Below are 13089 nucleotides of genomic sequence, written 5' to 3' on the forward strand. Positions count from 1 at the left end.
TTTTAATGAAGGGAGCTTTGCTTATGGTTCGCCATCTGATGCAGTTTGTGCTGGCAGTCTGCCTGCTGGTTATACCCACTGTGGTTCTCACCGATAAAACCGGCGAGGGTTTTCCCATACCCTTCACCATGGGCTCTTTGCAAAGTGGAACCTTTACCGGAACGCTGGAGGCCTATGTGCGGGAGAACATTCCCTTTCGGGAAGAGCTGCGCCGCTTGGGGCTGGATTTGCGCTATGCAGGAGGCTCCCGGGAGCAGAGTGGAATTTTCCTCAACGAAAATGGGCTGATGAAAAACTTTGACCAGCCAAATCCTCAGCTGGGCTATACCCAGCGCAATACCGACAGCATCCTTGCTTTCAGTGAGGCATTGGATATCCCGGCCTACATGGCGGTGATTCCCACGGCCTGTGCGGTGCGGCAGCAATATCTGCCTACCTTTGCCCAGCCGGTGAATCAGAAAAAGATGATTGAGGAAATATACAGTCAGGTCACCGGGCATATCGCCACGGCGGATGTTTACTCCACCCTTTTTAACCACGGGGATGAGTATATTTATTACCGCACAGACGACCGTTTAACCGCTCTGGGCGGCTATTATGCCTATACAGTGCTGGGCCAGCGCCTAGGAATCGATAACCGGGCTTACAGCCAGTTTGATATCCAGTATGTCACCAACAGCTACGATGGTCCCCTTTACCGGCTGTCTCCCTATAAAAATGTGAATCCCGATTCGGTGCAGGTGCTGCGGTATTCCCAGACCGACCGGCAGTATCTGGTCAATCACTGGGGGGAGAATCCCAACACCTACAACACCCTGTATCCCACTCACTTGGCCCAGTTGGGTCAGGAAAGCAGGGTGTATCTGGGTGGGCTTTCCGGCGTGACCGATGTAAAAGCGGTCTCTTCGGATAAGAGCCAGCGCAGCCTGCTGGTCTTTTGCGATGAAAGCACCTTGCCTTTTATAACCCTGTTGGCCAACCATTACAGCCGAATCACGCTGATTGATCTTTTTCAGGCAACAGAGGCAGATTACGAAGATATTGAACTGGATGAATACAGCCAGGTTTTGTTTGCTTATGGCATTGAAACCTATACACACACAAACATACCCTCACGATTGGGCAAATTGGCTCAAGCTAAAGGGCTTGAACTGGAGGGAATTCTATGAATGACGAAAAACGAACAATCACCTATACAGAAATAAGAGCCAACGAGGAAATCCGGGCTTATATCAAGCGAGCGGATGAAACCTTGTTGGCCATGGGTTTTACAGAGCATTATTTTGGACATGTGGAAAAATGCGCAAAAATAGCCGGCAATCTATTGGTGCAGCTGGGATACGATAAACGCACCTCTGAGCTTGCCCGTATTGCCGCCTACATGCATGATATTGGGAATGTGGTAAACCGCAGCAGCCACGCTCAAAGCGGGGCTATCATGGCTTTTGAAATACTCACCCGTTTGGGTATGGAGGCCGGGGAGATCGCCTCGATTGTCACGGCTATTGGCAACCACGATGAGGGAACCGGCTTTCCGGTTAACGCCATTGCAGCAGCCTTGATTCTGGCGGATAAAAGCGATGTGCGCCGTACCCGGGTTCGCAACCGTGATCGCTCCAACTATGACATTCATGACCGGGTCAATTATGCCGTAGAGCAATCCTCATTGAATCTGGATGCCAAGGCCAAAACCGTAACCCTTGAGTTGACTATCGACACAACCATCAGTGCAGTCATGGATTATTTTGAAATTTTCATGGACCGTATGCTGCTCTGCCGCAAGGCCGCCGAGGCCCTTGCTTTAAAATTCCAGCTTCACATCAACGGTATCAGTATTCTATAGCATGGTTCCTATACAAAGCATGCTTGCCTTATGAAGGCATACCCTGTCCACGCAATTCCCCGCTGACAAAGTAAGCTTGCCTGCGGAGAATTACGAATTGCTTTTTGTGGAGCCAATAGAAAGGCTCAGGAATTGCTGATGGCCAGCTCATCCAGCAGATTGGCAACATCCTCGCAGTAATCCAGAACATTTTCCATAGCGTTGATGATTTCTTTCCACTTCATCAGCTCAATGGCATTTTGCTCCTGCTGATACATGTTCTTGATAATGGCACGGTGCATCCGGTCGCCATCCTCTTCCAAGCGGTTCACCCGGATAATCAGCTCATTGAGAGTTTTGGAGTGCTTAAAGCGGGGGAATTCATCTACAGCGTCATAGAGGGCGCTGCAAGCCTGTGCAATCAGGTCGGCCAGCGTTTTGACCTCCGGCTTAACAGTGGTGATGGAAAGCATATCAAACAGATTCGCCACATCTTCAATGGCATCGGTGATATCATCCAAACGATTGATCAGGGTGATGATGTTATCCCGGTCGATGGGGGTGACAAAGCAACGGGCAAGCTCGTGCATAACCTCATGCAGGGAGCTGTCGGCCTCATGCTCGGTGACATGAATTTCTTCCGCCCGGATGGTCACATCGGTGTAGTTTGCCAGCATTAAAACCAGCTGATCGGCCGCTTTTTTGCAGTAGCCGGCCTGTCGGGTAAAGGCTTCGAAAAAATCAAGACTCTTTTTATTTGCCATTTTTCAGTTCCTCCTTTTCCTGCATGTGAGCAGGAATATATAGTAACGTTATTGAGAGTGCAGCCTGCTTCCATCGGTGACCCAAGTTAAGGGAACACCTAGATGGTCAGGCTAAAAAGCGTTTTGGTGTTTCACTAGAAAATAGCGATAAACAGTTTTGCCATTAAAAATCCAATCAATCCGCAGCCGGGGAAGGTGAGTACCCACGCCCAAACCATTTCTTTTACAATGCGCCAATCCACAGTAGAGAGCCGCCGAGCAGCGCCAACGCCCATGATAGCGGTGGTTTTGGTGTGCGTGGTGGAAACAGGGATACCCAAAACAGTGCTGAACAAAAGACATACAGCCGCACTTAGATCGGCAGCAAAGCCTTGGTATTTTTCAAGCTTGACCATATCCATGCCCACCGCTTTGATGATGCGCATGCCGCCCACAGAGGTTCCCAGACCCATGACTACCGAGCACATGACAATGACCCATAGGGGAATGTTGAAGGAGCCATCGGTCATTGGGGTGTCCATGCCATTGAGGAAAAGGCCCAGCATAAAAACGCCCATAAATTTCTGGCCATCCTGTGCACCATGGAGAAACGCCATAGCAGCGGCGCCGCCGGCTTGTCCCCAAAAGAAAACCTTATTGGTTTTTGGCCGGTTCATATTATAGCAAATTTTTTCGATCAGTTTTACAACGCCGAAGCCGCTGCCAAAGCCCAGCACAGAAGAAATCACCAGACCGATCAGAACTTTGCTCCATTCCGCAAAATTTACAGCCCCTAGCCCGCCCATAGCCATTGCTGAGCCGGTCAGGCCCGCAATCAGTGCGTGACTTTCACTGGTTGGTATTCCAAAATACCATGCTGCTGTGGCCCAAACTACAATAGCAAAAAGAGAAGCTGCCAAAGCGATTTTTGGTTCGTTGCCTGTTCCTCCCTCAAAGCTGACCATGTTGCTGATGGTGGCCGCCACACGAGCATTGAAGAGAGTCATGACCAACGCCCCAAAAAAGTTGAAGACCACTGCCATCCAAATAGCGGTTCGGGGAGCCAGAACACGGGTTGAAATGGCTGTTGCGATAGCGTTGGGTGCATCTGTCCAGCCATTTACAAAAATGACTGCCAGCACTAAAACCACCGTTGTAATCAGCGCATAATTCAATAGGTTCACCTGCCTGTTCTTTCAGTTTTATAGTGGAATTCCTGCAAAACAGTCACGGTTGCATTGCAGTACGGCCCTGAATAAAGGGCTGAGACACGGTGCCTGCGCACAGTGTGAATTCGTTCTTCAAAGTCATTGGGTGGGGAGCTTGTCCACACGGGACACACAATGCTTGCCACACCGTGTATACAATGACTTCTATAGCGCCGAAATGATTGTAAAAAAGAAGTAAGAGCGCACGCTATATAGTATAAAATTTATTGTAGAAAAATGCAACTGCTTTTTAGCTGGGGCGATGACTGATAATCAACGCAATAATTACGAGAAGGGCAAGGTGGATTTTTTATATTTAAAGAATTAATTCGGGGGAAATTTCTAAGATTTTACAAAGATAAACTCTGTGTAAAATGGTGTTTTAACATTGATTTTATAGTTTTTTCCCTGTTTTTACACTGTCTTGCCACCAATGCCGATTTATAGTTTTATTTGATTTTGCGCTGGTCAAAAAAAGCTGCAGATTCCATGTTTTTGCTCTGCCGGGTTGTGTAAAATTTATATTACAGTTTTGCGGGTGTGCTGGGAGCCCTGAAAATCCAGGAAAAAATTACCGCCCGAAACAGCCATTTGATCAGCGAATCGCCAAGACAATGCCTTGCTTTTTTTATTTGGCTGCTGTATAATTGTATTGACATATTGTGAACCATAAAACCAGACGGACAGTTGAAGGAGAAATGCACAGTGAATTTATTTGATATTAGCGGCAAAAAAGCGATTGTCACCGGTGCTGCGCAGGGGTTGGGCTATGGCATGGCTGAAGGTCTTCTGGAGGCTGGCTGCCAGGTTGTTATCATTGATTATTCCCCCAAAACAGCCGATGTTGCGGCAAAACTTTGCGAGAAAGGCTACACCTGCTATGGTGTCCAGGCCGATCTGAGCATTCGTGAGGAAAACTACCGTGCTTTTGATGAAGCGCTGGCTAAGCTGGGCGGCGATCTGGACATTATGGTTCCCGCAGCCGGCATTCAGCGCCGCAATAGCGCCGAAGATTTCCTGATGGAAGATTGGGATGCTGTTATTAACATCAACCTGCACTCCGTATTTATTATGTGCCAGCTGGCTGGCCGTGTTATGCTCAAAAAGGGCTACGGAAAAATTATCAACATTGCTTCTATGATCTCCTTCTTTGGCGGCCAGACTATCCCTGCCTATGCAGCAGCTAAGGGTGGTGTTGCTCAGCTCACCAAAGAAATGTCCAATGACTGGGCAGGCCGCGGCGTTTGTGTCAATGCTCTTGCTCCCGGTTACATGGATACCGAAATGAATGTGAATTTGAAGCCGGATAAAAACCCTGAGCGCTATGAGCAGATTAGTGCCCGTATTCCTGCTGGCCGCTGGGGAACCGGTAAAGATATGCAGGGCCCCCTGCTCTTCTTGGCTTCTTCTGCCAGTGATTATGTTACCGGCTGCATTCTGCCTGTTGATGGCGGATATCTGGTGAAATAGGCTTTTTTTGAAGCTGGCTAATCCTGAATATGTGAAAAATATGTATGCACCTTTTAGGTGCATACATATTTTTTTGTTAGATAATATACTAAAAAAGTGTTGTTACCATGTTTTTCTAAGCGTATATTTAAGCGAAATGTTTGACATACAAAATCCATATGCTAGAATAAGATATAAGTTAGTAGACTATTAAACTCCATTTTAAATACTTGGATTCGACAAGAAAAATTTCATGCATATGATAGATTGGGAAAGATCTTATATGCAGGTGAGCAAATCTCTGCATTAATGCTATCGCAAAGCCATTTTTAGCCCGCATGGTATATAAAGTTTTTAGCTTCTGTGACTTTTCACATACAACTTTATTATTTCAGTCGGTCGCATAGTGAAAATTGTATATAATCGCGATTTCTGCTGTGGCTGTGCAAAAAACCAGTGAAATTCCACTATGGTCTAATTCAATTTTAGTGAAAATATTTTTTGGTTTTTGCTTTTAAATTTCTTATATGTGACCATCGTGTGACCGGACTGATTCATAATAGAACCTATTATAAACGAGGAAAATAAATTTCATTTGGTTTTTTACTCTGAATACAATGTATGTAGTGAAGGAGAAGGCACATGAAGAAAATTTTTGTTTGTGCGGCCAAACAAAAGCTGGGTGGTAGTAAGGGCTATTTTGTGCGGGTATTGAGTATGCTCTTGGCAGTGCTTTTGATAACTGGTCAGGTTGCCTATGCTGTGGAGAATACAGTGAGCGAAGAAGGAATGGCTTTGGGCCTTTCCATCGATGATGAGCCCTCTTTGGGAGAGAGCGACGATGATATCCCCTTGGGACTAAGCGATAATGATGCGCTGGCAGAGCTTAAAAGCAAGATTACCGAGTTTGTCTTGGGGTTGAACTGCGAAGCCTCCAAGGATTATCTGGCAGAGCGCAGCACCGATGATCAGCTGTATGTTTACAGTGGGAGCCAAGTTACCGCTAAAGCTTCTTTCAGTTTTGCGGATGCAAATGGTGCAGTGGTGATTGAAGGCGGCGATCTGGCTGTGCGGTTCACTCTACATAAAATTAACGCATCCGATTTATCTTGGGGACAGAATGAAGGCCTTGCCTATCAAATAGGCGGTGCGGATGCTGCCGATGGTGACCCGGATGTGGATGCTGAGCACACCTATGTGTGGGTCACATGGACCAAAGACTTTAATCCCGGCTCCGGCCAGACTGTCAGTCTAAAAATGTGTCCCTCTGCAAATGGGGTTACCCCCAGTGGCACCTCTTACCCTGTTGAGGCCCAGCTTTTCTTTCAGGGAAAGGTGGTTGGGGGCTTAGTCAGCGACTCTGAAATTGTGGCAGTTGCGCCATATTTTGATTGGAATGCAGTTTCCACCAATCCACAATATCTGAAAAATAATGTTGCAGCCGATATTCCGAAAACCGCTGGAATACCCACCTTAACCTTAGGCCGGGAAACCGATATCCCCACCTTTAGCTTTGTTTATGAGGCGGGCTCTCAACATGCGGGCAAAACCACCGGTTTGGTTTATGGCGAAAAAATTGTCTATGAAGATACCTTTGCGGTGCCCGTGGATGAAAATGGAATGCCCCAGATACTCTTCACTAAAGAGATGATTCAGGCCCCTAACAGTGACACAGAGCTGATTGCATCTGTTCTGGAAGCCAAGACTGTAGAGGGCGTTGATTACGTAACCAAATTCAGTGTTTCTTTAAAATCCACTGACGCTGAAAGTGCCAACAAACTGGCCTTTCAGATTGCTGGTGCAAAAGTTGGCGGCGAAATTGAATATGTAGGCGGCACAGCAACTCTATCTCTTAAATCCACAGTTGCGGCTTCCACAGGCAGTATGGGCTCGGTAACCCCCTTGGTTGCCTACGAAACCGACGAAGACGGCACGACTTCAAAGGAGAAAAAGACTCTTTATAACGATGCTTCTGTCACACAGGTGGATTTTGTGGTGACCACCAGCATTGAAACCGGTTCCGAAACGGAGAACAATGGCTTTAAAAAATCCATCACTAACATTGGAAGCACCAATACAAACGGAACAACGGGCGAGCTTTCCGGCTTTGCTACCAACGAAGTGGTTTATAAGTTGGATAGCTTTAAAAACATGCAGGAAGGCCCTCTGGATAGCCTGACCATTACAGATGCGGTATACGATGCTGTAAGCAATCCGGGCGGCTATAAGCTGGAAGAAATTGTTCCCATTCGCCTGACTACCGGCCAATATATATGGGATGGGGCCACACCGGCCGAGCAATCCAAGCGATACAAGATCACCATCGGCTACAGCGGCGGGCTTTCGGATACAGTAATTTACCGGAAGTTCAATGAGGCTAATGCCACCAATGTCCTGTCAAACAGCAATAAAATTGTCTCCATTGTGTATGATTTTGCCATTGGTTCCGGCAATGACGGCCTGGATAAAGTCCCGATGGGCTTCCGGCCTACTGGCAATGCGCCAACCATCACCTATCGGGTACTGGATCAGGATGGTGAGATGGATGAGCAGGCCAACCCCATTTATATGAAAAATACAGCCAAACTGGATTATCAATACACTCTCAAGGACGTTCTCCAAAACCATTCTCTTCCCAGTGAGGCAGTGTTTCGGTATCGGGAGATTCCGACTGTAGATGTGAGTAACAATAAAAAGGTGGAGAACCTCACCACTAAAAACGCTACTAAGTTTAAACCCGGCGATATTCTCCGCTTTACCATTACCATCAACAACAGCGATGTAAATAACAAAACCTGGGGCAAGATTTTGGTTGAGGATACCTACAGCGACAATCTCAAGCCCTATCATGGGATTTTGCCGGATGGTACAGCGGCGGATGCAAATCAAACCTCCCACATGAAGCTGACTGTAATCGGCACAAGCTGGAACCAGAAGGAGACCCCCTATCCGGCACTGCTGCCACAGCCGAACGGCGTGAAGTTCGATGCAGGCAAGCATCTGATTACAGTGGAAACCAGTGGCGGCCTTGGAAAAAGCGGCACCATCACCCTTACTTATGTTATGCAGGTGCAGACAGTTGATGGGGAAGGCCAGCAATATATACACAACAGCTATAAAGCTTCTGCTTATATTTGGCAACCCGGAGAAACCGGAACAGGCGGTCCCGGCGGTCCTGAGGGCCCCGGTGGCCCCGGTGGCCCGGGAGATCAGCGTGTTGAGATTCCCGGGGGAAACTTCGGCCACACGGTTGATAAGGGCAGCCTCAAACCGATGGTCAGCATAGTCAAAACCGTTAACACAGTGGGCGGCACCGATCCCCAGGCACTGCGTGATGGTGATCAGGTTGGCTTTAAGGTCACTGTCCGCAGAGAAGTGGGCATGGGCACCGGCACCATTACCCTGAAAAATTTGGTGGACGATTTGTCCAGCTATCTGAACTATGTTCCCTTTGATGCCGAAAAAGACTCTTTGACATTCAATCATAACCCGATCACCGACTTTACCTTTGCGCAAGCGAGCAGCGGTTCAAAACGGCTTTATCTTAAACTGAATACCCCCACTGTGATGGAAGAAGGGGATATTCTGGAGTTTTCCTATCGGGCACAGGTGGTGGCCACCGGCCTTACCGGCTCCGGAACTGCGAACCAAACCAACACCGCGTATGCTCTTATTAAGGAAACATATGACTCCTATGGTGTGGTGCAGGGCACAGGCCCCGAGAACGACAGTGGCTCCGGCATTGATCAAGATAACGATACTAAATCGCGGGTCAAGAGCACTGCCGCTGTTAAAATTCTCTATGGCTCTGAACATGTGGGAGATATTGCTAAGAAGGTAAATAGCGCTTCCATACTGGTCAGCTCAGGCGGAACTCTTCAGCGTACCTACACGGTCGAAATTCAAAACACGGGCCGCAAAGATTTTACTGTCAACCATTTGGTGGATTTACTCCCCAAATTTGAAACACTGGATGGTGGGGTTAGCGTTGCTTATCAAACACAGGATGGACGCCCTGCCACTCTCAGTGCTAGTGCCGATCAAGGCGGTAGTCGTCTTACAATTACCCCCGGAACAGAGGGCCTGGTTATTCATTCGGGAGAAACGGTAAAGCTCTCCTACAAGGTTAAAATTGATCACAATGGAGCTTTAGCGGCCATTCATCAATCTAAATATGGCAATTCCAATGTGATTGATGATGTCAACAAGGTTGCTATGTATGTTCGTGAGGAGACTTTTATTCTCAAGAACGGCGCTGTTGGTCAGGTTCATTCAGATAACGGTTCCGATGACTGGGATGACAATCTGTCGACTGCTGCACGTTATCAGGCACAGGTTAATGTAAAGCTGACAGCCAATCTGCCCGGCCCCATGGTGGATATTAAAGCGCAAACCATTACCTCCAATGCGGGCACTGGGTCGGAAACTTTCCACGATTACTCTACCGCTGATACCGTTACTCCCGGTGACACAGTGGGTTGGAAGATCACGGTTGGTAATTCCTATGAAACACGTGCCGCTGACTTGCAGCCGGGTGCCAAGCTGGTTGTGGTATTGCCTGCGGGTATGACTTTTAAAGGCTATGAAGGCGGGCAAAGACCCTCCTACTTGGATGCAGAGGCTATAACCAGCCATAACGGCACACAGGTTATTACCTGGAATGTCAACAAGCTTTTGAAGGGCGGCGTTGACAACGATACCTTCCGTATTAAGGTGGGAACCTCCGTTAATGACTATACCAGCTACACAGCCCACGCCTATCTGATTCCGGCCGACGGTGATGTATTCTTGGATTCCATGGTTAAAGGTACCGGGGATTATAAAGGCACCACCTACGACTATGAGCCTGAAAGGCTGGATATGGCCGGCATCAGCGGAGAAGCGGGCACCAAGCACTTGGTGCACAGCTATGATTCTCTCAATGCCTACGGTGAGATTGCGGTTTCTTCCAAAATTACCGTTTCCAATTCCAATGCTACACCGCCCTCTGCCAACAGTACGGATAGCACCCGTGTGATTCAGCTGGCGGATAAAACAGATACCTTTACCTATACATTGGAAGTGAAAAATGAGAGAGCCGGGTCTTCCTTTAGGAATCTGGTATTGATCAACCGCCTGCCTTCCGTTGGGGATGGCGGTTCGGTGGTTTCCACCAGCCCCAGAGGCAGCAAGGCAGATGTTCGCCTGACAGATGGAACCATTGCGGTTAAAATCGATGGTATGCCCTTGCAGCCTAATCAGTACACTGTGGAATACTACATTGGCACTGACGGAGCGACTAAAGCCTTTACTGCTTCAGATTGGGCCGGAGACTCTGCAGGTTATTGGAAAGCAAATCCGACACAGCAGGAATATGGGCAGGCAACAGCCTTCCGCATTAAGCTTGCAGATGGTGTCGTGCTCTCCGGCAACCAGACCCTGACCGCAGAATATGAGGCCAACTTCCCAGATTACGAGCAGAATCTGGCAGTTGCCTACAATTCCTTTGGGTTTAGTTTCCTGAGCAAGATTGACAGAAGAGACATTCGCCTTACTCCCGAGCCAATCAAGGTGGGCGTTTGTGCGGAGGTTCCTGAGTTTATGCTGGGGCTTAAGAAGATTGTAAATCTTAAAAGCACCTTGCAGCCTAAGGATTATACCTTTACCTTCCGTGTGGTGGGAGCTCGGCCCGGTGCAAGTGAAAAGCTCTTTAACGAGACCTTTGAGATGAACGTTTCTCTGCAAAATGGGGTTTGGGAGAGCAATCGTATTCTAAGCTCCTACGAATACCCCGGTCTGCGCCCGGATTTGGAGTATATTATAACGGAAATCAATGTAGAGAGCTTAACGGGTAAATATACGGTGGCAGATACATATCCTGCCCAAGTAGGGGGGATGATGGTTTATACTATCACAAATACCCCTGAGCCGGATAATAATGGAGGCGGTGAAGAAAGCTCTTCCAGCAGCTCTGGCTCTTCCAGTAGTTCGAGCAGCTCCAGCAATTCGAGCAGTTCCAGTAGCTCCACGCCCACTTACAGCAGTAGGGATCGTGACACAGAGTATGAATCCAAAGGACGCTGGGAAACTCCTGATGACACGGAGCTCGTGACCATCACCGACGGTCTGGTGCCTTTGGCTCCCGGTTTGGTGACCATCATTGATGAGGGCGTTCCCCTTGGGAATCTGCCTCGCACCGGTGGGCAGTCTGCCACCCGAAATACCAGCTGCTTCAACGCAGGTATGATGCTGATGGGTGCTGCCGCTATCGGTGAGAAAAAGGAAGACGAAGAGGCATAAAGTGTCTGCGTTGGATTAAAACAAAGAACCTATACGAAAAAACAGCCTTCCGCCAAAATCGGGAGGCTGTTTTCTGTGAAAAAAGAAATTCAAAAGCATTTTCAAAACAAATGTGTGTGTGTTATACTGATTCGTGAAATCGCCGGGTGCGCCCACCGGTTTCGAAAAAAGAAAGGCAGGGTGGGGGAATCGGTGGAAAATTTTCTGTTGTCGGTGCGGGTGGTGCTGCCACTGTTTTTGTTGATGATGTTGGGGTATTTCTTGCGAAAATGGAAGTTCTGGGATGTACATACCATGGAGCAGCTCAACAAAATTACCTTTAAGATATTTTTGCCTGCTTTGCTCTTTATGAATATCTATGACAGCGATCTGGACGATCTTTTTAACCCTCGGCTGCTGGGCTTTGGAGTTATCTCAGTGCTGGCCATCTTTACGCTGGCTGTTCTGGCGGTGATGTTGCTGGAAAAGGATAATAAAAAGCGTGGCGTTTTGATTCAGGGGATTTTTCGCTCCAATTTTATCTTATTTGGAATGCCGGTGGCTATTTCCATTTATGGGGAAGGGAATTTAGGCTCCAGTTCCATTTTATATGCCACCACAGTGCCGCTTTTCAATGTTTTGGCGGTGGTTACCTTGGAGGTTTTCTGCGGCACCAAGGTCAATGTAGCCAAAACCCTGAAGGGGGTCGTTGCCAATCCTTTGATTATCAGTTCCCTTCTCGGGATGGCCATGCTGCTTTTGCGTATTCCCATTCCTGTGGCCGTTCATTCGGCACTGCGGGATGTTTCCCGGCTGGCAACACCGCTGGCGTTGGCACTGCTGGGTGGCCTGTTTGATTTTTCCAGTGCCAGAGGCAACCTCAAGCAGTTGATTATTGGAGTGGGGGGGAGGCTGCTGGTGATCCCGGCTATTTGTCTGCCCATTGCCATTTCTATGGGCTTCCGGGATGTGGAGCTGGTATCTCTGCTGACTTTGTTCAGCGCTCCAACAGCGGTTTCTTCCTTCACTATGGCCAAGCAGGCGGGGGGAGACAGCCGCCTTGCGGCTCAGCTTGTGGTTTTTGGAACAGCCTTTTCAGTCCTCACTGTGTTTATGTGGATATTCCTCACCAAGCAGGGCGGATACTTTTAAAAGGCGGAAAAATTTAAACGTTCAGCATTTATTGCAATAAAAAAGGAGAAGCGGTCATCCGCTTCTCCTTTTGATGGTTTTTGAGGGCTTATTCCACTTCCATATCCATGGAGGTGCGGCCGATGGCATAGGTATGCACCACGGCTTTGAGTTTTAAATGCTCGGGATGGGTCTGGTAGGCGGCTTCGGCTTCTTTGCTCTCAAACTCGGAATAGAGAGCCAGATCGTATTCGCCTTCCTTGTAGTTAAAACCGATTTCCAAGTGCAGAAGTCCGGGAATTTTCGGAGCCATGGCATAAGCTGTGGCTTTGATTTCCTCCCCGGCCTGCTGCTTGGTGCGCCCGTTTACGCCATCCTGAATTGTCCATAATACAATGTGTCGAATCATATTGCTGTTCCAACCCCTTCTTTTGAATGTATAATAAAGTTGCTTAGTTAAAGCCAATAGAAAGCATCG

Annotated in this window: 8 protein-coding genes; 5 read left to right on the plus strand and 3 right to left on the minus strand. The window is 48.1% G+C overall.

The window, feature by feature from the left end; genetic code table 11:
- Positions 1 to 23: 23 nt before the first annotated feature.
- A complete protein-coding gene (locus U6B65_12240) occupies positions 24 to 1169 on the plus strand; it encodes a DHHW family protein (protein ID WRS27089.1) in 1146 nt (381 codons plus the stop codon).
- Positions 1166 to 1843: an HD domain-containing protein gene (locus U6B65_12245; protein WRS27090.1), complete on the plus strand. Its 678-nt coding sequence runs from the start codon at positions 1166 to 1168 to the stop codon at positions 1841 to 1843. Before U6B65_12240 ends, U6B65_12245 begins: the two co-directional genes overlap by 4 nt.
- Before the next feature lie 125 nt (positions 1844 to 1968).
- Here the strand turns inward: U6B65_12245 and U6B65_12250 are convergent, their stop codons facing one another.
- Entirely contained in the window at positions 1969 to 2586 is a 618-nt protein-coding gene (locus U6B65_12250) for a DUF47 family protein (GenBank protein WRS27091.1), read from the minus strand.
- Positions 2587 to 2720: 134 nt separating this feature from the next.
- Positions 2721 to 3740, minus strand: coding sequence for an inorganic phosphate transporter (locus U6B65_12255; GenBank protein WRS27092.1), 1020 nt, complete (start codon positions 3738 to 3740; stop codon positions 2721 to 2723).
- A 738-nt stretch (positions 3741 to 4478) separates the two neighbouring features.
- On the opposite strand from U6B65_12255, the gene U6B65_12260 reads away from it, so the two are divergent.
- From U6B65_12260 to U6B65_12270, 3 genes are all read left to right on the plus strand, one after another.
- Entirely contained in the window at positions 4479 to 5243 is a 765-nt protein-coding gene (locus U6B65_12260; GenBank protein ID WRS27093.1) for an SDR family oxidoreductase, read from the plus strand.
- 621 nt (positions 5244 to 5864) lie between these two features.
- A complete protein-coding gene (locus U6B65_12265; protein ID WRS27094.1) occupies positions 5865 to 11501 on the plus strand; it encodes a hypothetical protein in 5637 nt (1878 codons plus the stop codon).
- 75 nt (positions 11502 to 11576) lie between these two features.
- Positions 11577 to 12632 carry an AEC family transporter gene (locus U6B65_12270; protein ID WRS27095.1) on the plus strand — a complete coding sequence of 352 codons (1056 nt, stop codon included), beginning with the start codon at positions 11577 to 11579 and terminating at the stop codon, positions 12630 to 12632.
- 88 nt (positions 12633 to 12720) lie between these two features.
- Here the strand turns inward: U6B65_12270 and U6B65_12275 are convergent, their stop codons facing one another.
- Positions 12721 to 13020: a Dabb family protein gene (locus U6B65_12275; GenBank protein ID WRS27096.1), complete on the minus strand. Its 300-nt coding sequence runs from the start codon at positions 13018 to 13020 to the stop codon at positions 12721 to 12723.
- Positions 13021 to 13089 lie beyond the last annotated feature (69 nt).

The sequence above is a fragment of the Oscillospiraceae bacterium MB08-C2-2 genome, from assembly GCA_035621215.1.
Classification (GTDB): Bacteria; Bacillota; Clostridia; order Oscillospirales; family Ruminococcaceae; genus WRAV01.

Excerpts from the sequence above, each read along its gene's own strand:
- U6B65_12240 (WRS27089.1), top strand. The coding sequence starts at position 24 with ATGGTTCGCCATCTGATGCAGTTTGTGCTGGCAGTCTGCCTGCTGGTT.
- U6B65_12245 (WRS27090.1), top strand. The coding sequence starts at position 1,166 with ATGAATGACGAAAAACGAACAATCACCTATACAGAAATAAGAGCCAAC.
- U6B65_12250 (WRS27091.1), bottom strand. The coding sequence starts at position 2,586 with ATGGCAAATAAAAAGAGTCTTGATTTTTTCGAAGCCTTTACCCGACAG.
- U6B65_12265 (WRS27094.1), top strand. The coding sequence starts at position 5,865 with ATGAAGAAAATTTTTGTTTGTGCGGCCAAACAAAAGCTGGGTGGTAGT.
- U6B65_12275 (WRS27096.1), bottom strand. The coding sequence starts at position 13,020 with ATGATTCGACACATTGTATTATGGACAATTCAGGATGGCGTAAACGGG.